Origin of the sequence: Buchnera aphidicola (Pemphigus immunis) (genome assembly GCF_964059115.1) — a bacterium.
Taxonomy (GTDB): Bacteria; Pseudomonadota; Gammaproteobacteria; order Enterobacterales; family Enterobacteriaceae; genus Buchnera_C; species Buchnera_C aphidicola_C.
The window spans coordinates 450,923-472,838 of the sequence record NZ_OZ060408.1 but is presented as its reverse complement, the minus strand read 5'-3'; the positions used below and the strand labels follow the sequence as shown (position 1 = coordinate 472,838).

Here is a 21,916-nt window from a genome sequence, read left to right as displayed (position 1 = left end):
TAATATAATCAGCACTTTTTTATTTTAAATTTTAAGTATTTATTTAGGTCATGCAGAATTTAACACTATATTTGTTAATATTATTTTTAGTGAAAATAATTTATTTTTGGTAAGTATAAGTGATTTTTTATAAATTTTAATATTATTGTGTTTTTTAAAAATATTAAACATCATGTTTATTTTTTAAAATATATTTTTATATATACAAGAAGATATTAATTTTGTCTACTAAATAAATATATAAAACTTATTTTTTTTTATGGATTCTAATTTTCCATGCTGCTTTGTCAAGTACTCCATTGATAAATTTATGACTGTCTTTGGCTCCAAAAGATTTAGCTAATTCTATACTTTCGTTAATGGAAACTTTATAAGGAATATCTAATCTTTTCAATAATTCATAAAAGGATAATCTTAAAATGGATTTTTCTATTTGTCCTACTTCTTCTAATGTGCGAGAAAGAAAAGGTCGTATTAATTCATCTATATATTTGTAGTTTTTAACAATACCAACAATTATTTCGTGAAAATAATTCATATCAATTTTTTTGACATTTTTTTCTGCTAAAAATTGTGAAATAATATAATTAATGTTATTTTTAGATATTTGCCAAGAGTACAGTACTTGTATGATACATTCACGAGCTTTTCTACGAGAATTGGTTTTCATATATATTCCTAATTATATATAATTTATTTTAAAAAACAAAAAATTTATTTATAATTAAATGATATTTTTTGTTTTTTATCAAATTTTATTTTTATTTATTTTTAAAATTAAACGTATGTCAGTGCCTATTTTGGTTACATCTTTAAATGTAAACGTTGGTACTGTATTTAAATCTAGATATTTTTCTAGTATGCACAATGGTTTTGCATGATGACCTAATAATTTAGGTGCTACATAAAGAATTAATTCGTCTATTATTTTTAATTTTATTAAGGATCCTGAGAGAGAAGCTCCTGCTTCTATCCATATATTATTGATATTATAATTTCCTAGATATGATATTAAGTGTTTTAAATTTATATAATTTTTATTTTTAGAGAAAATTATTTGTTTTACATTTTTAGGCCAAATGTTTTTATCTTTTTTTAATCTGGCTAACCAAATTTCTCCTTTACTGTTAATACATTTGTGGAATGGTTGTATTCTATTTTTACTGTCTATAATTACTCGTATAGGTTGATTTTTTATTTCATTAGATACCGATAAGATATTAGTATCTTTTCTTATGTTTAATAATGGATTATCGGTTAAGATGGTTTGGCTGCTACTGAGTATTACTCCAGATTTTTTCCTAAAATATTGCACGTCTTTTCGTGATTCGGGAGAAGTAATCCATTTACTTTTTCCATTTTTTAAAGCAGAGCGTCCGTCAATGGAAATTCCTAATTTTAATTGAATCCATGGAATACCAGTCTTCATTCTTTTGAAAAAACCTTGATTGATATTTTGAGATTCTTTAGACATAATTCCTGTTGTTATTAATATTCCTGCTTTTTTTAACTGTATTATTCCTTTTCCAGATACTTTAGGATTAGGATCTGATACAGCTATAACTACGCGTAATATTCCTGCTTGAATTAACGCAAGACAGCAAGGAGGAGTTAGTCCAAAGTGACTACAAGGTTCTAAAGTTACGTAAACGGTAGCTCCTTTTGTTTTTCCTTTTGCCATAGATAAAGCATGTATTTCTGCATGTTTTTCTCCTTGTTTTTTATGCCATCCTTTTCCAACGATAATGTTATTTTTTACGATTATACAACCTACGTTAGGATTAGGTGAAGTTGTAAATTCTCCTAGTTTAGCTAATTTTATAGCTTTTTTCATATAAAAAATATCTTTCATAATTTTTTGTTAATATTATTAGTATTATTAAAATTTTATTTTTATTTATATATATAAAAATATTTTTATTTAGTAACATATCAAAATATGTGAAAATATATATTATTTATAATAATAAATGATTATTTTTATTTTTTTCCATTGTAAAATATATTAAATTTATTTTTATATTTAGTAATATTTCCTCTATAAGTAAAAGGTACTTTAATTTTATTGAGATTTTCATTTAAAATATTTTTTTAAATTTAGGTATTGTAAAATATAATTTTTAATTTTCTTCTCCATTTAATGCCCAATCTAACCATGTTTGAGGATAAAATTTTTTTAGTATGTTAGCAACAGTTATTTTATTTAAATTTATATTGGATCCACATTGAATTTCATATAATATATGTCTTAAATCCATTAGCAATCTATCAGAAATATCGATATCAGAGTTTGCAATTTTTATTAAAGTTATACCTTGTGGGATTCTTGGATAGGGACGTATTTTTTTTTAAAATTTATATATATTTTTTTTCGTAAGAGTATTTTTTTTTGTAAAATAGTTAATCGAGCAGCATTTTCTCTTAATGTGCTAGTAACATAAATTAAATCTCCTATTTTAGCTTCGTGATGAAATAAAATTTGTTTCTTAAAGTTATATCCAAAAACACTAATTTTTATACTTAGTGGATCTTTCTTGGGCATAGTATCTTTTCCTATTAATTGCATGTCATATTTACTTGTTGTCTGTAGTAAACTTTGACTAAAATTTTTTAACTATGTGGTATTTTTTTTAGGAATAGTTAAGGATAGAGTAAGCCATTTTGGTTTAGAACTCATAGCGGCTAAATCACTGAGATTAACTGCTATGGCTTTGTGTCCTAAATCTATAAGGGAAATATTGCGTAAAAAATGAATACTTTTTATGAGAGTATCAGGCTAATAGAAACTATTTGTCCATTAGGTATTTTAATAATTGCACAATCGTTTTCTATTCCTTGTATCACATTTTTTTTAATTTTATTGAAATATTTTTCTATGATTTGAAATTCATTATATAACATATTTTGAAAATTTTTAAAATAAATTTTAATTAGTGAAATGAATTGTTAATAATTTTTTAAAATTAATCGATATTAGCATTATAGTATTAAATAATTAATGATATATATATTTCTATTTCTTTATTTTTTTGATTATATTAATCATTTCTAATGCACATAATGCTGCTTCAACTCCTTTATTTCCCATTTTAGAACCAGATCTTTCGATAGCTTGTTCTATATTTTCAGTAGTAAGTATTCCAAAAGCAATAGGAATATTATTTTTTAGACTTACTTTTGCTAAACCAGAACTGACTTCTCGTGATATATATTTAAAATGAGAAGTATTTCCTTTAATAATAGTTCCTAATGCAATGATGGCATTATATTTTTTTAAATTAGCTATATTTTTTGCAATTAATGGTAATTCGTAAGCACCTGGTACTTTTATAACTAAAATATTTTCTTCTTTTACTTTACCTATTCTTTTTAAGGTATCTATAGTTCCGTTTAATAAGTTTTGATTAATAAATTCGTTAAAACGTGATATAATGATGCTTATTAATGAATCTTTGGATGATACTCCTGTTTCAATTAATATCATTTAATCCTCATTAAAAATAATGTTTTATTTATTGTGAATGGTATAATACCATAAATTTTTATAAAGTGTTTATATACTATATTTATTTTTTATTTTGATTTTAATATTTTTTGATCTTTTAAAATTTAATTTTGTGAGGTAATATTTTTACATATATTGTATTATAAATTATAGAATTGAAAGGTTTTTTTAATTGATATCATAATGAGATATAATTTTTTGTAAAATTTTTTTTGTTTTTAAATTGGTGAGTGTTAAAAAAGACAGCAGTAAAATAAATAAGTGATTTTTTTAAAAAATTAATTTTATAATCTATTCTTAATTTTATATTCATAAAATATATTGTTTTGTTTAAAAAATAAACGATTAAATTAAAAATTAATAATTTTTTAAAAAAAAGGTTGCATGATAATTCTATAGGAGTATAGTTAGTATATTAACGAACGCGGGATGGAGCAGTCTGGTAGCTCGTCGGGCTCATAACCCGAAGGTCGTCGGTTCAAATCCGGCTCCCGCAACCAATTTTAAAAATATATTTTTAAATATCTTTTTTGTTTTTTAATTTTCTATTTTTATCCATCATTTTTAAAAAATATTATTTTTGTTTTAATTTAAATAATTTTTTATTATCTTTTTTTTTAATTAATTTTTTATGATAACAGTTTATTATTTATATATATTTTTTTATGTTTTCTCTAAAAAAGATTAGATTTATAAAATTTTAACTGAATTAGTTAAAAAATATTATTATAATTTTTTTGTATTAGATTTATCAATAATAAAAATTATAAATTTATAATAAAGAGAAAATTATTTAATATAAAAATTTTTTATTTATGTTTCTAGAATTCATCTTGTTTTATAAAAATATTGGAATAGAATATTTTAAAAACCGGTATATCATATTTTTAAAAAATTAAAAGAAACGATAAATTTTATAAGAAATGGTTAATATATTTATTGATTTAAATAATGTCATTATAAAAATATCCGATTTTTTTATAAAGGAATTTATTTATATTTAATTATGAAAATATAAATAATTCGTTAATTATTATTATTTTAATGGTTAAATTTTTAGAATTAATACGAATATTTATAATTTATGTTTAAATTATAAATAAATGTTTTTTTATTTTTTGTTATTTATATTGATAATCGAAAATATTTTTATTTAATTTTTTCTAATGTTTTAAAAAAATATTTTATTATTATCAGATTATGATCATTTATTAATGTTTATTTTATTTAAAATAGTAATCAATATGTAGATAGGTAGTGAATTAAAATTATTTAGTTAATTGTAAAAATGTTTTTTTATTGTAAGAAGCATTTTTTAGATAAGATATGAGATCATTTTTAATAATAATAAAATCGTTAAAAAACTAAAGAATAATATACTGAGTATATATATAATTATTAATTTAATATTTATATTTTTTAAGAAATCATTTTTCTTCTGATTTATTTTTTTATAAAAATTATTAAGTATTTAATCCACTGTATCTTATATTTTTTCTCTTTATTATTTTAAACAATATTTTTTTTCTAGAATATATTGTTAATTTATTACGTGCTCTTGTTATAGCTGTATAAAAAAGTTCTTTTGTTAAAATTTTTTGATCTTCATTAGGTAAAATTAGTACTGTATGTTCAAATTCTGATCCTTGTGATTTATGTATTGTCATTGCCCAAGTTGTTTCATATTCAGAAATAAGTTCAATAGGTATAATTTTAATATTGTTGTAGGGTAATATAAAAAAAATTTTTAATATTTTTTTATTATCTAATAAAGTGATTCCTATGTCTCCATTAAATAATCCTAAAGATTTGTTATTTTTGGTAATTAAAATAGGTTTTCCAATGTACCAAATATTATTATTAATTCGAACAAATTCAATGATATTCATTTTTTCCATTATTTCTTCTATGAATATATTTATTTTTTTTATTCCATAAATTCCGTTTTTTATCGCACAGATAACACGATATTCGTTGAATTTTTTTATTATATTTTTTATATTTTGATCTTTTTTTATATAATTTAAATATTCAATATATCCTTTTATAATATTGTTAATCATATTAAAGTATTCTTTTTTATCATTTATTTCATGATGGGTAATATTTTTATATTTGTTGAAGAATATTTTATTTACTAGATTTAATTTGTTTTTATTTAAGTCTTCTTCTAATTTAGAAATATCTGATATAGGATTAAATCTATATTTTTTCTTTAGAATACAGATACTGTCATTAATTTTATTATTTGAAAGATTATCGATTGTTTTAATCTTGCATTCTGTAATATGTTCTAATATTTTTTTATTTTTTTGACTATAAGCGTAATGATAATTATTATATATATCTTTTAATATCGTTCCAGGATCAACAGGAGGTAATTGATTGATATCTCCTAAAAAAATGACTTTGGTTTTTTTAGGTAATGCATCAATTAATTTTTCCATAAGTAATAAATCAATCATCGAAGATTCATCAATAATTAATATATCTACATTCAATAAATTATTTTTATTAAAGAACGGTTTTTTATTTGTTTCTGAAATTCCTAATAGTGCATGTAATGTAATAGCATGTTTTGGTAACATATTTTTTTCTGATGGATTTAATTTTATTTTTTTTAAAGCATTGGTTAAAGATTCAGATAGACGTGCTGCGGATTTCCCTGTTGGAGCAGTTAGTTTTATTTTTATATTTTTTTTAGATATGCGTATTAATGTTAATAATATTTTGGCAACAACGGTAGTTTTTCCTGTTCCAGGTCCTCCGATTATAAAAGTTATTTTCCAAATTATCGTCATGGCTACGGCAATTTTTTGAAAATTATCATTTTTTTCATTGAACAATGATTTTAATGTTGTTTTAGATAATTTAACATTTATTTTTTCTTTTTTGTTACTTGATATAAATAAAGAGACTTTTTTTTCAGCTTGCCATAAATAATTTAAGTATAAATTATTTTTAAGTAATACTAAAGGAGTTAAATGAGTATTATAACTAACGATATTACTATTTAATAATGTTTTAGTCCAATTTTTAGGATTTCCTGCTAAATTCCATAATTTATTTGTGAATTTTTTTTCTTTTTTAGGAAATACAAGTTGATTTTCAAGATTAAAAATTGGTAAACATACATGACCACAATTAGTAGTATAACTTACACAAGCAGCTGCTAACATTATTGCTGGTTGATTTTTAGTTGCTACATAAGTTGCAAAATAAAAATCAATGTCATTAATTATTTTTTTTTTTAAAGCTTGATTTAGTAAAGAGATCATTTTCGTCATATTAATTTTTAATTTTTTAAAAAATTTGATCCAATTTTTCAATAAATATTTTTTTAGGAAGAGTATAAAATATTCCTTTGTTTTTGTTATTATTATCGATTGCGCGTAAAAACCAAAAAAATATTCCTCCAAAATGTAAATTAAATTGATAATTTTTAATTTTTTGTTGTAGATATCTATGTAGTGCTAAACTATATAATTGGTATTGTAAATCATATCTGTTTTTTATCATGTGGTATTTTATTTTTTTGCTATCATAAAAATGATAAGAACTTCCTAACCAATTGGTTTTGTAATCTATAAAATAATATTTTTTTTTCCAACAAAATACAAAATCAATGGATCCTGTTAAAATTCCTGTAATAGAATTAAATTTTAAATTAGGAGATGATTTAGAAATAGAATCATAAAATTTCATTAATTTATTAATTTTAGTGTCAGTAATAGTATTTTTAATTGATAAATAAAATTCTAGTTCTTTAATATATTTTTGCATATTTAATTTGGATAAATAAAATTCATTATTTATTAACGGAGTCTTACTAATGTTAGATATCCATTCTGATAACATTGACAGCCATTTATCACTTAAATTATTTTTTCTTAATTCTGTTTTTAACCATATTAAATCTATTTTTTTAAAATTTTGTTTTTTAAGAATATTATGTAAAAATGTGCCGTATATTTTCCCTTTGGGAAAATTGTGAATATTGTATTCTTTGTTCTTAATCACATTTTTATTTTTTATTAAAAATTCACCAGAGATAATATTTTTTTCTTTTTTTGATATTTGTTTTTTTTTTAATGCAGAATAACTGGTGATGCACCAATGATGATTTATATTTTTATTTATTTGTACTGATAAAGTATTTTTATGTTTTTTTTCTATGATTTTAAACTTTTTATTTTCTTTAAAATTTAAAATTAGTTCAATACATTTATTTGAGCTAATTTTTTTTAATATAATAAGTAATTCTTCGGAATTATATATTTTATCTGATTGAATAATATATCCTAATGCGCTTTTATGTAAATCTGTAAAATCTTTTTCTTTTTTTTTATTTTTTATTACGGGAGCAATTCCTATGCTACAGTGTAATATAGATCGTGTCAGTGCAACATATAATAATCTTATATCTTCAGATAAGTATTCTATTTTTGCTTTTTTTTCTTTTTGTTCATTATTATTTAAATCAAATATTGTTTGTAGTGTTTTTTTATTATGGTACAAGATATACTTTGATTTAAAAAAATTAATAGAAAAAGGTATCCATGTGATATTATATTCTAATCCTTTAGATTTATAGAAAGTAACAATTTTTATAGAATTTTTATCATAAAATGGTTTGATATATTTTTTTTTTAAATTATCATTTGAATATAAAATTTTATTTTTTAACCAAAAAATTAATGAATTATGTTCTGTAATATTTCTGGATTTTTCTTGTAATAATTCAGCTAATTGTAATAATATAAAAATATTAGATTGACTATTTGTATATGTATTATTTCTTTTAATATGATTTGTGAAAATTTTTTTGATCATATTAAAGATTCCTTTTTTTTCCCAAATAATTTTATATTTATTAAATTTTTTTATTAATGATGACCAGAAATCATATTCTTTATTTACATTTTCGATTTCATTAATGTTGTATTGTAATATGTTGGTGAACATGGCTTTTTTAAGTAATTTTTCTTTATGTGGATATAAAATAGATTGTAGTATCCAAAGTAGTTCTTTTGCTTCTATGGTATTATAAATATTTTTTTTATCAGAATAATAATAAGAATTAATGTTAACGTCACTTAAAGCTTTTTTTATTATTTCTGATTCATTTTTGTTTCTAACTAGGATAGTTATATCTTTTGCTTGAAGTGAAACAGTTTTATTTTCTTTTTTTATTATAGCTTTACCGTTTCTTCCTTTTTCTAACCATTCAGCTATACTTTGAGCACATTTATTAGCGATCCATTGTTGATATTCATCAATACATATGTTTCTTCCTTGTTTCATAAAAAAACGTAATGCTGGTTGATTATTTCCATTAATTGTAAATTTTATATCTTTTTTACCGGAATATGTTGGTTGAAAACGAATTTGAGATAAATAAAAAGGATTTTTATGTTGAGTAAAAAGTAAATTAATACTATGATTCATATCATTAGATGCTCTCCAATTTGTATCGAGGAAATAGTGTTCTTTGATTTCATTTTTAGATTGTAAATAGGTAAATATATTAGCTCCGCGAAAGCTATAAATAGATTGTTTTGGATCTCCTATTAATATTAGTAGATAACTATTTTCTTTCATATATATTTTTTTGAATATACTATATTGTAGTTTACTAGTATCTTGAAATTCATCTATAAATGTTACTGGATATTTTTTACATATTATTTGAGATAAATTATTTTTTTTTAAAGAATTTGAAAGAAAAATTAATAAATCATCAAATTCTAAATATCTTTGTTTTTCTTTTTCTTTTTTTAAAATTTTTGGAATATCGGTTAATGCATGAAATAAGAAAATTTCTTTTAGTGAAAATTTTGTTTTTAAAAAAAAATCGATTTTATCAAATAAAATATATTTAGGAATTGTTCCTGTTTTTGTTTTTTCGTATAAAAAACTTTGTTTAAAATAATTAAGTTCTTTTGGTATGAAATAGTTTTCTGTATTTTCATTGGCCCAAATTGTAATTTTTTTTATCCATTTTAATAGATTAGTTTTATGATATATCCTTTTATTTATATCTGAATGAATTATTAATGGTACAATTTTCCCTTTTTCTGTTAACCATATTTTTTTAAAATTATTAATTATTTTTATTAATTCTTCATGGTATTCGGTAATCGTTTTTGCTTCTTTTAATATAGGTTTAATAATTTTAGGAGAAATTTTTAATATTGTTAAGATATCTTTTAAAAGTGATTCAGGATTTTTCCAATATTGAGAAATGATTTTTGAAATTGTAATAGATAGTGAAAAACTTTTTTTTCTCCAAAAATCACATGTTGCTTGAAAATATAGAGGATACGTGTTTTCTAGAATTTTTCTTGATAAATATATGTTAGAAGAATATTGATGTATACTTAAGATATGATTACAAAAACCATGAATCGTAAAAATTGCTGCTTGATCTATTTGATGCTCTGCTTTTAGTAGTAACATGTTGGTATAATTAAAATTAGTAATTTTAGATATCAATTCCTTAAAAAAGGTATTTTTACTATCTTTTTTTATACAAGCTATACGAAAATTATAAATATTTTTTTTAATTCTATTTCTTAACTCTTCTTGCATATTTTTAGTGAATGTTACAATCAAAATTTCTTTTACTGAAAATGTACGTGTATTTATAGTATGATTATCTATTCCTAATAGTAATCTTAGATATAACATAATTATAGTAAATGTTTTTCCAGTTCCAGCAGAAGCTTCTATTACTTTTTTTCCATGTAGAGATATATTTAATATATCTAATTTTTTTTTTATTTTGCACATTTTAAAATAAATTTAATTTGTTATTTAAAATATATATTACCTGATGAATTAAATATTAAGTATATTGTAATGTTCATTAATTAATTGATAATTTAATATAGGAATCCACCAAAATTTTGATATATGATATATATCATTAATATAATTTTTGTTTAATATTGGAATAATTTTTTTTATATAGGGATCGCATTTTTCGCCAATATGATATTGATTTCCGTGCCATGTACTGAGCATTTTTGCGTAACCTTTATTTTTTATTTTATTATCTAGTATTATTTTTTTGTTAATTTTGTCATATATTATATTGATCCAGTTAGCACCTGATTTAATTAACAATAGAGGTTTTTTTAACCCTTCTATATATCCAGATACATATAGTTCGATATAGCGATAAGCTTCTTCTTTTTCTATATTGTAAAAATTCCATTTGCTGTTGTTCATTCCTAACATTGTGCTTTTTTCTTTTCCACCTAAATAACAATAGATTAAGTGTTCTAACCATAATTGCATGCTGTCGTTTAAATTAAGTATTTTGGGTTTCCAACGAACGAGACCAATGTTATATATTTCGTATAGAGAACCTCGCAAATAATAATTATGTATTTTAATATTAAAGTTTTTTTTGATAACAGGTAATGTTTTTATTACAGATATTTTTTTTGCTAAAGATGTAATTTTTTCTTTTTGTTTTTCTAAGAAAGAAAAACTAAAATTATCATAGGATAATAATCCAATATCAGTAAAATATTGAAAAATGTCAGATGTATCTTTATTTTCAATTAATTTCTTTGTTAAGTGTGATCTAATTTTATAAAGATCCAAAGCGTTAGGTTGAAAATTTTCTGTATTTTTGAATACTTTCAAATTGAGTTGAATGTTAAGTTGCTTATGAAAAAAGTAACGAATAGGATTATTCCAAAAAGATAAAAAATTTTTAAAGTTTATATCTTTTTTTATTATGTGTGGAATTGGTTTTACCAATTCGTGTTTTTTATTTTTTTTTGAATTAATTATTTTTAACCATGTTGCATCAAAACTTTGATAATTATTATTTTTTATAAAATTTTTTATATTAAAAGCTGTTTTTGTATGTAAATGACATAATGATGAAAAAACATCATTTGAATTTTGATTTGATTTTTTCCCTTCTTTTTTTATAATATAAACATTATTAGTAATGAAATTTATTAATTCTTCTAATAATATCGATGGATAATTTGTTGAAGAAAAAGAATTATTTTCAGCTATATAGCTGATATATAGGTATTTTTTTATAGAAAGAATTGTTTCTAAAAATAGATATCGATTTTGATTATATCTATTAGGATCACATATTCTTGGTTTTTTTTGTATTAAATTGAGTTCTTGTGATATTGTTTTTTTTGGAAAATGTTTGTGATTAAAACCGATAATATACATAAATTTAAAAGGTATCGTAGGTAGTGCAGAAAAATTAGAAAAAATAACAGGTCCAGAAAATAAATTTTTATAATTCTTATTATAATGAAAATTATTTAAGGATAGTTTGTTTCGTAATATTGAAATAGGAATTTTTTTTTATAATTTAATTTTGTTCCAGTATGGATGATTTTTATCCATTTTTCTTCAATTTTGTTAAATATATTTTCTGTATCATCACTTTTATAAAAAAAATCATTTATTAATTGACGACATAAAGGCAACCATGTTTTTAGCAATTTTGGTGTTGATAATTTTTTTTTCCATTTATGTAACATTTTAACTAAATTTATAATTTTGCATATTAATTTAACATTAGATTTGTTTTCTATGTTATATGGAAAAGTGTTTTTCCAAGCAACATGTTTATTATTTATTGAATAACCTAACATTATTTTTTTTATTCCATATTCCCATGTGTATTTTACGTTATTTGGTAATGATAAATTTTTAATATGTTCTTGATCTAAACCCCATCTGATTCCTGATTTACATACTAAAGTAAATAATATAGATAGATCTTTATTATCAATACAGAATTTTTTTGCTAATTCAGATATCTGTAATAAGTTAAATATTTCTTGATTATATAATCTATTTTGTTCTAAATGTAATAATTTATTAAAAACTGATATAATTTCATGATGTTTATTAGATAATTCGTTATAAATGATAAAAGGAATACGGTTTTTTGTAGACGTAGAATTGAATACGCTGTTAATGAAAGGTATATATAGATTTAATTGAAAAGATTTAACAATAATATCTTTTGGTAGAATTAAAGAATCTTTATTTAATATATATAATAAATTATCATGTAGTATTTCAATTTCTCTTTGTAGATTATAACAGATGTGTATTGAAACAGATTTATCTTTAGGATTAAATATGATTTTTTTTATTTTTTTATCTGTGATTTTTTTATTTTTTTTCTTTTTTGTTGATTTTAAAATATTTTTTTGAATTATATTTAATAAATTATTTTTATAAGTATTTGTATAACAATTGATATACTTATTTTTCATTAACAATAAAAAGCAAATATATTCATATCCATATTGTCCGCATGATAATAATATTGGGTTGACTTGATCTATAATACCTAATTGATAATATTGTTCATATAAATTGTAGTATTTTTCTTTAGAATAAAGAGATAAATTTAATTGTGTTTTATTATTTTCTTTTTTTGTAATAAATTTATGATTTATATAAGGTGTTGTCATTAATAAATATATTTGGTAATATTTGCTTAAAGAATATAATATAGATAGATAGGATATAGGTATATCAGAAATATTACAAATAAAAAATCTAAAAGGAATATATTTAAAGGTAGATTTTGAGATATTTATTTTTTTTAGTAACATAGGTAATAAATCTAAAATATTAAAATGCTTTTTATTATTTATATAATCAAGGGTTAATGTTCTCCATAATTTTTTTTGCCATTTTTGTTTTGATTTGAAGTTAATAAAATTATTATTTTTTTCCCAAGAGTCTAACCAATCTGGACGATAAATTAAATATTGATCAAATAATTCTGATACATGAGATGCAAATATAAATTTTTTTAATTGAGAATCTTTTTTATTAATTAAATTAGTAATTTTTTTTTCTTCTATTAATGTCATTATTTTCCATATAATGTTAGATTTATGTAATTTTTTAAGATGAATATTATCTGGAATGAATATTCTAAATAATTTCCATATGAAATCAGATATTGTAAAAAATTTAATATTCGCCGATATTTTTAATTTTTCTGCTATGCAAATTTTAATCCATTGGGCATTTTCGATATTATTTAATAAAAATATTTCGTTTTGTAGAGGATTGGATAACGGATTTTTTTTAATAATATTGCATGCTTGATGTATAAGAAGATCTAATCTGTTGGATTTATATATTAAGAACATAATTTTTTAATCTTATTAATTATAAAATTAAGAGATAATTACGAATATATTTTTAATCTTGATAAGTAATTCAAAATTAAATATGTATTAAATTTATTTAAATTTTTTTTTAAAAGGTTTTTTTGTTTTATAAACATGAACATTTATTTTAGGATAAGGTGCGTCAATATTATTAGAATCTAAAGCTTTTTTGAATTTAGCCATTAAATCCCAATAAACTATATTAAGATCATCTGTATTGCTCCAGCATCTTACTATAAAGTTAAGAGAAAATGGTCCTAATTCACTTAATCCAATAATTACACCTCGATCTTTTAAAACTCTATCATCGGTATTGATAACTTCATGTAGTATATTAATAACTAAGTCAATATTAGAGTTATAAGAGACACAAATAATAAATTCATTTCTTCTAGCAGGTTCTCTAGAATAGTTGATTATATTTCCGGATACAATTTTCCCATTTGGTACAATAGCTATTTTTCCATCAAGAGTACGTAATGTAGTATAAAATATATGTACATTTGTGACTGTTCCTGCAACAGTACCTAAATCTACATATTCTCCGGTGCGAAGAGGTCTAAGTGTTACTAATAAAACACCTGCTGCAAAATTGGATAGAGATCCTTGTAATGCTAATCCTATGGCCATACCAGCAGCACCCAGTATAGTAATTACCGATGTAGTTTGTACACCAATGCAACCTAAACTTGCAATGAGGGTAAATGTAATTATAACATATCTAGCTAAGGCTGCAAGAAAACCAGAAATAGTTGAATCGATGTTTCTAGTAAGTAAAACTTTATTTACTCCATTAGCGATGATCCTTGCAACAAATAATCCTACTATTAATATAACAATAGCGGAAGTAAGATTAATTATATATCCAAGTAGTAGTTTCTGATTTTGTATTAACCAATTTTCAGCATGATTAATATCATTCACTACATTTAAGTCTTCCATTTTTGTCCTTATTAGTTCGCTTTTTTTTAATATATTATCAGATTTAAAAATATAGATGATAAAGTAATATTTTATATGAGTATATTTTTTGTAAATAGGTATTCTTTTTTAGACAAAAAATAGTATATGAGATATTATGGTATTAATAATTATATCTCTATTTATTTTTTTATAATTTAGTGTATTTTTTAAAATATATTAAAAATTATATTTTATTTTTTTTGAAAAAACAAGAAAAAGTAAGTATATGAGTTTATGTGATTTATAATATATATTTGATTATTTATTTTAATTAATAGTATTATTAGTGAGTAACTTAATGCAGTTGAATTTTTATTTATTGATTAAAAAATCAGGGAGAATACAATTCTATTCTCCTCTAATTTTACTTTAATAAAAATGGAATTAAAAAAACAATTATAAAGTATAGCAAGCGTTTAATTTTTGAAAAACTTTTTTTAAATATTTAGACATTGATGTTTGAGATTCTCTGATCCACATACGTGGATCATAATATTTTTTGTTAGGTTCGTTATTTCCATTTGGATTGCCAAGTTGATTATGTAAATAACTTTTATTTTTTTTGTAAAATTCTAATATACCTTTCCATGATGCCCATTGTACATCTGTATCTATGTTCATTTTTACTACGCCATATTCAATAGATTTTTTAATATCCAATTCAGATGATCCAGAACCACCATGAAATACAAAGTTTAAATAATTATGTGGTAAGTTATGTTTTTTGCTAATATATTCTTGTGATTTTTTTAGAATGATAGGCTTTAGTTGAATGTTTCCGGTTTGATATACGCCATGTACGTTACCAAAGGCAGCTGCAATAGTAAAGTATGGACTAATAGAATGTAGTATTTCATAAGCGTAATTTACTTCTTCAGGACGAGTATATAAAGAAGAACTATGTAAGTGATTATTATCTATTCCATCTTCTTCTCCTCCAGTACAACCAAGTTCTATTTCTAAAAAAATGTTCATTTTTTTCATAATTTTTAAATATTTAGCACAAATATCTAAATTTATTTCTATTTTTTCTTTTGACAAATCTATCATATGTGATGAAAAAAGTGGTACTCCATTTTCTTTAAAATGATTTTCACTGGATATTAATAATCCGTTTATCCATGGTAGTATTTCTTTATGGCAATGATCAGTATGTATGATTACTGGTATTCCATAATATTTTGCCATTAAATGTACATGTTGAGCCCCGGAAATAGCTCCTATAATGGCTTGTTCTTCTGTTTTTTTTGTTTTTATACCCTTTCCAGATATAAAAGAGGATCCTCCGTGAGAGAATTGTATAATTACTGGTCCTTGAATTTCGGCTGCTGTTTCTAATACGGAATTAATAGAATCTGTACCTATGCAATTTACTGCAGGTATAGCAAATTTATTTAGTTTAGCAAATTGAAATAATTTTTGAATATCATGACCAAAAATAACTCCTGGTTTTAGGAAATTTAATACTTTTGACATAGTTGTTTTCCTATTAACAAATTATTTATTATTTATAAAAATAATTTTTATATTTTTTCTAGCGATCTTTTTTGTAATATTTTTACTGTTGGTAAAGTATTTCCTTCAAGAAATTGTAAAAAAGCACCTCCTCCAGTTGAAATATATGAAATATTCTTTTTTATATTAAACATATCTATTACAGATAATGTATCGCCGCCTCCTGCTATAGAAAATGCATGACTATTTGCAATAGTCATCGCTAGCATTTCAGTTCCTTTTCTAAAATTTGGGAATTCAAATACTCCTACTGGTCCATTCCAAAGAATAGTTTTAGCTTTTTTTAAAATATGAATCATATTTTTTATAGTTTGATCTCCGAAATCCATAATTTCTTCATTTTTTTTGATTTCATTGATTTTTTTTATTGTGACAGGACTATTTTTACTGAAGTGTGTTCCTACTCTTGAATCAACAGGAATAACGATATTATTGTTTTCTTTTAATATTTTAGCTTGATTTATAAATTTTGGTTCATGTAACGATTTTCCTACCGAGTAATCAGTAGCTATAAAAGTATTAGCTATTCCACCTCCTACAATAATAGTGTCTGCTATTTTTGTTAGTGAATTTAAAATATTAAATTTTGTAGAAACTTTTGCACCTCCTACAATAGCTATTAGAGGACGTTTAGGATTTTTTAAAGCTTGAGTTAATGTTTTTAATTCTGATTTTAACAAGGGACCTGCGCACGATATCGGTGCAAATTCTGCTATTCCATAAGTAGATGATTCAATTCGATGAGATGTTCCAAATGCATCCATAACAAAAATATCACATAAATTAGCATATTTTTTAGATAGAGAAACATCATTATTTTTTTCTCCTAAATTAAACCTTACATTTTCTAGAATTAATAATTCACCTGCATTAATGTTGACTCCATTTAGATAATCGTTAGTAAAATTGACTGTATTATATTTTATTTTTTTTTTGAGATATTTATAAATAGGAAACAAGGATAATTTTTTTTCGTATTTTTCGTATTTTGGTCTTCCTAAATGTGACATAATTATAACTTTTGCGTTTTTTTTTAATGCAAATTGAATTGTTGGTAACGCTGCAAGAATACGGGATTCAGATTCTATAATATTATTTTTAATAGGTACATTAAGATCTAATCTTATCAGGACACGTTTATTAGAAATATCTAAATCGGACAGATGTATCATATATTGGCTCTTTTTAATTATTTTATCGATTATTTTAAATATGTTATTATTAATATAATATTTTTCGTTATTTGAATTATAATTTCATTATTATTAAATTATAATTTAAATAATTATTAAAATATGAATTATATCATAATTTGATTATTATTATATTGAATATATACATGTTGTTGAGAATATAAGGATTGAAAGATATTAACATATTGAATTTTAATTTTATATTTTTATAAATATTTTATTTATTTTTTGTTATATAAAGATTATTATATTATTAATATGTAATGCAATTTTTTAAAAATAAATTTATTTATTTTATTTTAAATGAAACTAATTTATTGATATAAGATGATTTATAAATAATATATTTTTTTAAAATAAATTAAATTTATTTATATATAATATTTATATAAAAAATATTATATATAATATTTATATAAAATAATGTAGTTTATAATAAGTTATAAATATGTATTATACATAATATATTTATTAATTTTATTCATTAAGATTACTGTATTGCATTTATCTTTAATTTAATGTTGAAACCAAGATTGAATTCCATCTAGAAACATTTGGGTAGATAACATAATTAATACTAAACCCATTAATCTTTCTAAAGCGTTTACTCCTTTTTTACTAAATAAACGTAAAAACAATTCAGATAATAGTAATATTATTACTGTTGTACTCCATGCTATAATTAATGCTCCGGATAAATATAATATTTTATTAGGGTATTGGTGTGATAATAGCATTAGTGTTGCCAATAAAGAAGGTCCAGCGATAAGTGGTACTGCCAAAGGTACTAAAAAAGGTTCTTCATGAGAATTGATAACATTATTAACATTTTCTTCGGAAGGAAAAATCATTTTAATGGCAATTAAAAATAAAATAATACCACCAGATATAGATACTGTTTCAGTTCTTAAATTAAGGGCGGTTAATATTTTTTCACCTGCAAATAGAAACAGTAGCATAATTAATAAAGAAATAATCATTTCTCTAATTAAAACTATTTTACGTCGATTAGAATCAATATTTTTTAAAACTGACATAAAAATAGGTAAATTACCAAGAGGATCCATTATTAATATTAATAGTATAGTTGCAGAAATTATTTCAGTCATTTTTGGTGTTTTTCCTGTTTTTAGAATTAATATATTTATATGTTTTTTAATCTGTATTTTGACTTATATGTATATAGAATTTACTTTTTAACTTAAAAATATTATATAATTATTATATATATAATTTTTTATATAAATTATTTAATAATATATACTTTTTATGTCTTATATATATAAAGTAATATATTTTTATGATTATTAAAAATATATTACTTTATATATATAATGCATAGGATATATGTAATTAAATTTTTTAATACAATATTTAATTTATATCTTTATTTATTTAATATGAAATTATTAACAATAAATTAAGAATAAAATAATTAGTTGCTTTACTTTAAATAATACGTATTTTTTTATTTAATTATATGGTTAATATTTTATTCATAATAAACTTTAAATAAATAATGTTAGGTTAACATAAAGTATTATTTAAAAATAGAGGATAAAATAGTAAATATATAATATAGTTAGTTTATTTATTTTAAAATATGTTTTATAATCTAATTATTTATTGTAAGAATGATAAAATTTAAGATAAATAAAATTACTATTTTGATAAATTTATATTTATTTTTTTAAATAAGAGTCTATATAATATTTATTATATTATAAATAAAAACTAATCTAATATATTGTAAAAAAATGAAAAAAAAAGTCGGTTTTATAGGTTGGAGAGGGATGGTAGGATCAGTATTACTAAATAGAATGTGTGAAGAAAACGATTTTGAAAAGATTGTTCCTGTTTTTTTTTCTACATCTCAACAAGGTCAAATTGGTCCTAAAATACAAGGAGTTATTCAATCTAAATTAGAAAATGCTTATAACATTGAAGCATTGGAAGCATTAGACATTATTATTACTTGTCAAGGAGCAGAATATACCAATGCTATTTTTTATAAATTAAGGGAAATAGGTTGGAGTGGTTATTGGATAGATGCTGCTTCCACATTAAGAATGAAAAAAGATTCTGTCATAGTTTTAGATCCAGTAAATAAAAATATAATAGAGAAAAGTATACATAATGGTATAAAAAATTTTATAGGTGGTAATTGTACTGTTAGTTTGATGTTAATGTCTTTAGGTGGTTTATTTGTTTCTAACTTAATAGAATGGGTAACCGTTTCTACTTATCAAGCAGCTTCTGGTAGTGGTGCTCAAAACATGATGGAATTGTTACATCAAATGGGAGCTGTGCATACATCGGTATCTAAGGAATTAGAAAGTAAGTGTGTATCACCTTTATCCATTGAACAAAAAGTGACTAAGGTTACTCGGTCAGAGATATTACCAAAAGATTATTTTCAGGTACCTTTGGTTTGTAGCGTGCTTCCTTGGATAGATACACATGTAAAATACGGACAAACTAAAGAAGAATGGAAAGCACAAATAGAAACTAATAAAATATTGGGTTCTAAAGATAAAATTCTCATTGATGGTGTATGTGTAAGAGTAGGATCACTTCGTTGTCATAGTCAATCTTTTACTATAAAATTAAGAAAAGACATTTCAATATCGGAAATTGAAACAATTTTATCTAGTCATAATGAATGGGTACGTGTGATTCCTAATAATTGTAATGACACCTTACATAATCTGACACCTACTGCAGTTACGGGAAAGTTAATAACTCCTGTTGGAAGATTGCGTAAGTTAAGTTTAGGTAAAAAATATTTATCTGCTTTTACAGTTGGGGATCAATTATTGTGGGGAGCTGCTGAACCACTGCGTCGTATCTTAAGATTATTAGTCTGACACTTTTTCTATTATAATTAAGATAAAAAATTTTTTATTAATCAAAATTTAATATTTTTAATATGGTAAATATTTATGAGAGTTTACATATATAAATAGATGAACATTTAATTTTTAAATGATAAAATAAAAATAATAGATATTATAAATTAATTTTTTTAAATTATTATGGTTACATAAATTTATATCTAATTTTGAATTAGATAATATTTCAATCAATAAAAAAATTGATTGAAATCTGTTTTATTGTAAATTCATTATAAAAATTTTTATAATGTTAATAATTGTAATATTTTAAAGAAATCAGTTTTTTAATTTTTTATTACAATCGATAAAATTTCTATTATTCTTTTAATTTTTGAATGTATTACCTTTTTTTAATAAATATTGATAAGGAATTTTATTTATATCACTGTGTATTAATGTATGTCCCATAAAAATACAAAGTTGAGGAATTTCTCTTTTGGTAGAAGGATCATCTGTTATTACAAGTATTACTTCATGTTTTTTTATTTTTCTTAATTTTTCTCTTAGTTTCATAATAGGATCAGGACAACGTAAGTTAACTAAATTTAAAATATAATTTTCTTTAATGTACATAATTATCCTTATTGAAGAATTTTTTATTAATATTATTTTTTATAATATTAAAATTGTAAAGATAGTAATTTTAATTGTGTCCATAATGATTTATTATTGTATTCTGTTTTTATTTTTAATTCTAAATTAGTAATTATTTTTATTGCTTTATATAGATTGTCATCTGCAATATCAATACAAGCGTTAATGAATATTAAATGTCTTTTATTACAAATTTTATTTTTATTTAAAAATAGATAGTAATTTATATTTTTATTTTTTTTCATATAAATTAATGTTATTAAATCTTTTTGTAAATTTCTTATTAACACAATAGGATTGTATTTTTGTTCACTTAATCTGTGTATTATTTTTATAGACTTTTTTTTATCTTTTTCAAAAATAGAATTAATCCATTCTACAGGTGTAAATAATGATAAATTTTCTATTATTTTTTTTGATTTATTTAATGTAATCTTGTGAGATGAATAAATTAACATTAATATATTCAATATATTCGATAATGCGAATAAATTATCTTTGTAGTTTTTATACAGCATTTTTTTTACATCTTTAAGAATATTTAATTTCATTTTTTTTATTTTTTTTTCTATCCAATTGTTCCAATTTTCAGATGTAATTTTATTACAGCAAATAATTGTGGTTTTTATTTGAGATAAATTAAAAAAATTTTTTTTTTGATAATTAGTAGTATGTTTTTCTAAGTGTATTATTAGCAAAATATTTTTATTAAATATTTTAGATATTTTTATAAAATTTTTAAAAAAATTATTATCAAAATTATTTTTTTTGTATATAAGAATTATAATTTTTTTTTTAGAAAACATACATATATTTTGATACATTTTAATTACGTTTATCCAATCTATATCAAATTTAATGTATACTGTGTTTGTTTCAAGATACTGTTCTTCTTTCGCGAATTTTAATAAAAAAATTTTAGTTTCTTGAATAAAAAATTCTTCTTCTCCAACAAGTAAATAAGAATAATTTAGTTTTTTGAGGAAAGATTTTTCTAAATTATCTGCATTAATTATATGCATAATAGGTTATTTATCCTTTATTTTAATACGTTATTTATTT

At 21.4% G+C, this 21,916-nt stretch carries 18 protein-coding genes and 1 tRNA gene; 3 read left to right on the top strand and 16 right to left on the bottom strand.

What is annotated here, in order from left to right:
• Positions 1 to 247 precede the first annotated feature (247 nt).
• The 5 genes from nusB to AB4W77_RS01985 form a co-directional block, all read right to left on the bottom strand.
• Positions 248 to 670: a transcription antitermination factor NusB gene (nusB, locus tag AB4W77_RS02005; RefSeq protein ID WP_367681342.1), complete on the bottom strand. Its 423-nt coding sequence runs from the start codon at positions 668 to 670 to the stop codon at positions 248 to 250.
• Between the two features lie 78 nt (positions 671 to 748).
• The gene (ribD, locus tag AB4W77_RS02000; protein WP_367681341.1) at positions 749 to 1,852 is read right to left on the bottom strand and encodes a bifunctional diaminohydroxyphosphoribosylaminopyrimidine deaminase/5-amino-6-(5-phosphoribosylamino)uracil reductase RibD; all 1,104 of its coding nucleotides are present in this window, start codon (positions 1,850 to 1,852) and stop codon (positions 749 to 751) included.
• A 268-nt stretch (positions 1,853 to 2,120) separates the two neighbouring features.
• The gene (locus tag AB4W77_RS01995) at positions 2,121 to 2,258 is read right to left on the bottom strand and encodes a hypothetical protein (RefSeq protein WP_367681340.1); all 138 of its coding nucleotides are present in this window, start codon (positions 2,256 to 2,258) and stop codon (positions 2,121 to 2,123) included.
• 50 nt (positions 2,259 to 2,308) lie between these two features.
• Entirely contained in the window at positions 2,309 to 2,542 is a 234-nt protein-coding gene (locus AB4W77_RS01990; protein WP_367681339.1) for a hypothetical protein, read from the bottom strand.
• A gap of 72 nt (positions 2,543 to 2,614) precedes the next feature.
• Entirely contained in the window at positions 2,615 to 2,728 is a 114-nt protein-coding gene (locus AB4W77_RS01985) for an AIR synthase related protein (RefSeq protein ID WP_367681687.1), read from the bottom strand.
• A gap of 21 nt (positions 2,729 to 2,749) precedes the next feature.
• Between AB4W77_RS01985 and AB4W77_RS01980 the strand changes: the two genes are divergently transcribed.
• Positions 2,750 to 2,884 carry a hypothetical protein gene (locus AB4W77_RS01980; RefSeq protein ID WP_367681338.1) on the top strand — a complete coding sequence of 45 codons (135 nt, stop codon included), beginning with the start codon at positions 2,750 to 2,752 and terminating at the stop codon, positions 2,882 to 2,884.
• A 129-nt stretch (positions 2,885 to 3,013) separates the two neighbouring features.
• On the opposite strand, the gene ribE is transcribed toward AB4W77_RS01980, so the two are convergent.
• Positions 3,014 to 3,484: a 6,7-dimethyl-8-ribityllumazine synthase gene (gene ribE, locus AB4W77_RS01975; RefSeq protein WP_367681337.1), complete on the bottom strand. Its 471-nt coding sequence runs from the start codon at positions 3,482 to 3,484 to the stop codon at positions 3,014 to 3,016.
• Between the two features lie 444 nt (positions 3,485 to 3,928).
• Here ribE and AB4W77_RS01970 point away from each other — a divergent pair.
• Positions 3,929 to 4,005 (top strand) — tRNA-Met (locus AB4W77_RS01970).
• Between the two features lie 963 nt (positions 4,006 to 4,968).
• Here AB4W77_RS01970 and recD read toward each other — a convergent pair.
• From recD to AB4W77_RS01930, 8 genes are all read right to left on the bottom strand, one after another.
• Entirely contained in the window at positions 4,969 to 6,783 is a 1,815-nt protein-coding gene (gene recD, locus AB4W77_RS01965; RefSeq protein ID WP_367681336.1) for an exodeoxyribonuclease V subunit alpha, read from the bottom strand.
• Between the two features lie 25 nt (positions 6,784 to 6,808).
• The gene (gene recB, locus AB4W77_RS01960) at positions 6,809 to 10,297 is read right to left on the bottom strand and encodes an exodeoxyribonuclease V subunit beta (protein ID WP_367681335.1); all 3,489 of its coding nucleotides are present in this window, start codon (positions 10,295 to 10,297) and stop codon (positions 6,809 to 6,811) included.
• Positions 10,298 to 10,345: 48 nt separating this feature from the next.
• On the bottom strand, positions 10,346 to 11,716 hold the full coding sequence (locus tag AB4W77_RS01955; protein ID WP_367681334.1) for a hypothetical protein: 1,371 nt from the start codon (positions 11,714 to 11,716) through the stop codon (positions 10,346 to 10,348).
• Positions 11,717 to 11,811: 95 nt separating this feature from the next.
• Positions 11,812 to 13,674 carry an exodeoxyribonuclease V subunit gamma gene (locus AB4W77_RS01950; protein ID WP_367681333.1) on the bottom strand — a complete coding sequence of 621 codons (1,863 nt, stop codon included), beginning with the start codon at positions 13,672 to 13,674 and terminating at the stop codon, positions 11,812 to 11,814.
• Positions 13,675 to 13,767: 93 nt separating this feature from the next.
• The gene (mscS, locus tag AB4W77_RS01945; protein ID WP_367681332.1) at positions 13,768 to 14,637 is read right to left on the bottom strand and encodes a small-conductance mechanosensitive channel MscS; all 870 of its coding nucleotides are present in this window, start codon (positions 14,635 to 14,637) and stop codon (positions 13,768 to 13,770) included.
• 417 nt (positions 14,638 to 15,054) lie between these two features.
• A complete protein-coding gene (fbaA, locus tag AB4W77_RS01940) occupies positions 15,055 to 16,134 on the bottom strand; it encodes a class II fructose-bisphosphate aldolase (RefSeq protein ID WP_367681331.1) in 1,080 nt (359 codons plus the stop codon).
• Positions 16,135 to 16,181: 47 nt separating this feature from the next.
• Positions 16,182 to 17,345, bottom strand: coding sequence for a phosphoglycerate kinase (locus AB4W77_RS01935; protein ID WP_367681330.1), 1,164 nt, complete (start codon positions 17,343 to 17,345; stop codon positions 16,182 to 16,184).
• Between the two features lie 536 nt (positions 17,346 to 17,881).
• Positions 17,882 to 18,475, bottom strand: a complete 594-nt coding sequence (locus tag AB4W77_RS01930) for a YhgN family NAAT transporter (RefSeq protein WP_367681329.1) — start codon at positions 18,473 to 18,475, stop codon at positions 17,882 to 17,884.
• Positions 18,476 to 19,123: 648 nt separating this feature from the next.
• On the opposite strand from AB4W77_RS01930, the gene asd reads away from it, so the two are divergent.
• Positions 19,124 to 20,233: an aspartate-semialdehyde dehydrogenase gene (gene asd / locus AB4W77_RS01925; protein ID WP_367681328.1), complete on the top strand. Its 1,110-nt coding sequence runs from the start codon at positions 19,124 to 19,126 to the stop codon at positions 20,231 to 20,233.
• A 351-nt stretch (positions 20,234 to 20,584) separates the two neighbouring features.
• Here asd and tusA read toward each other — a convergent pair whose 3' ends face one another.
• Positions 20,585 to 20,827: a sulfurtransferase TusA gene (gene tusA, locus AB4W77_RS01920; RefSeq protein WP_367681686.1), complete on the bottom strand. Its 243-nt coding sequence runs from the start codon at positions 20,825 to 20,827 to the stop codon at positions 20,585 to 20,587.
• A 53-nt stretch (positions 20,828 to 20,880) separates the two neighbouring features.
• Positions 20,881 to 21,876 (bottom strand): DNA polymerase III subunit delta, encoded by a 996-nt coding sequence (gene holA / locus AB4W77_RS01915; RefSeq protein ID WP_367681327.1) that lies wholly within the window; start codon positions 21,874 to 21,876, stop codon positions 20,881 to 20,883.
• Positions 21,877 to 21,916: the final 40 nt, after the last annotated feature.

Bases quoted from the DNA above. Each gene is read 5' to 3' on its own strand.
- fbaA (WP_367681331.1), bottom strand. From the start codon at position 16,134: ATGTCAAAAGTATTAAATTTCCTAAAACCAGGAGTTATTTTTGGTCAT.
- mscS (WP_367681332.1), bottom strand. From the start codon at position 14,637: ATGGAAGACTTAAATGTAGTGAATGATATTAATCATGCTGAAAATTGG.
- AB4W77_RS01930 (WP_367681329.1), bottom strand. From the start codon at position 18,475: ATGACTGAAATAATTTCTGCAACTATACTATTAATATTAATAATGGAT.
- asd (WP_367681328.1), top strand. From the start codon at position 19,124: ATGAAAAAAAAAGTCGGTTTTATAGGTTGGAGAGGGATGGTAGGATCA.
- AB4W77_RS01955 (WP_367681334.1), bottom strand. From the start codon at position 11,716: ATGTATATTATCGGTTTTAATCACAAACATTTTCCAAAAAAAACAATA.
- AB4W77_RS01995 (WP_367681340.1), bottom strand. From the start codon at position 2,258: ATGGATTTAAGACATATATTATATGAAATTCAATGTGGATCCAATATA.
- recD (WP_367681336.1), bottom strand. From the start codon at position 6,783: ATGATCTCTTTACTAAATCAAGCTTTAAAAAAAAAAATAATTAATGAC.
- nusB (WP_367681342.1), bottom strand. From the start codon at position 670: ATGAAAACCAATTCTCGTAGAAAAGCTCGTGAATGTATCATACAAGTA.
- AB4W77_RS01980 (WP_367681338.1), top strand. From the start codon at position 2,750: ATGAATACTTTTTATGAGAGTATCAGGCTAATAGAAACTATTTGTCCA.
- recB (WP_367681335.1), bottom strand. From the start codon at position 10,297: ATGTGCAAAATAAAAAAAAAATTAGATATATTAAATATATCTCTACAT.
- AB4W77_RS01935 (WP_367681330.1), bottom strand. From the start codon at position 17,345: ATGATACATCTGTCCGATTTAGATATTTCTAATAAACGTGTCCTGATA.
- AB4W77_RS01950 (WP_367681333.1), bottom strand. From the start codon at position 13,674: ATGTTCTTAATATATAAATCCAACAGATTAGATCTTCTTATACATCAA.
- ribE (WP_367681337.1), bottom strand. From the start codon at position 3,484: ATGATATTAATTGAAACAGGAGTATCATCCAAAGATTCATTAATAAGC.
- holA (WP_367681327.1), bottom strand. From the start codon at position 21,876: ATGCATATAATTAATGCAGATAATTTAGAAAAATCTTTCCTCAAAAAA.
- ribD (WP_367681341.1), bottom strand. From the start codon at position 1,852: ATGAAAGATATTTTTTATATGAAAAAAGCTATAAAATTAGCTAAACTA.
- AB4W77_RS01990 (WP_367681339.1), bottom strand. From the start codon at position 2,542: ATGCCCAAGAAAGATCCACTAAGTATAAAAATTAGTGTTTTTGGATAT.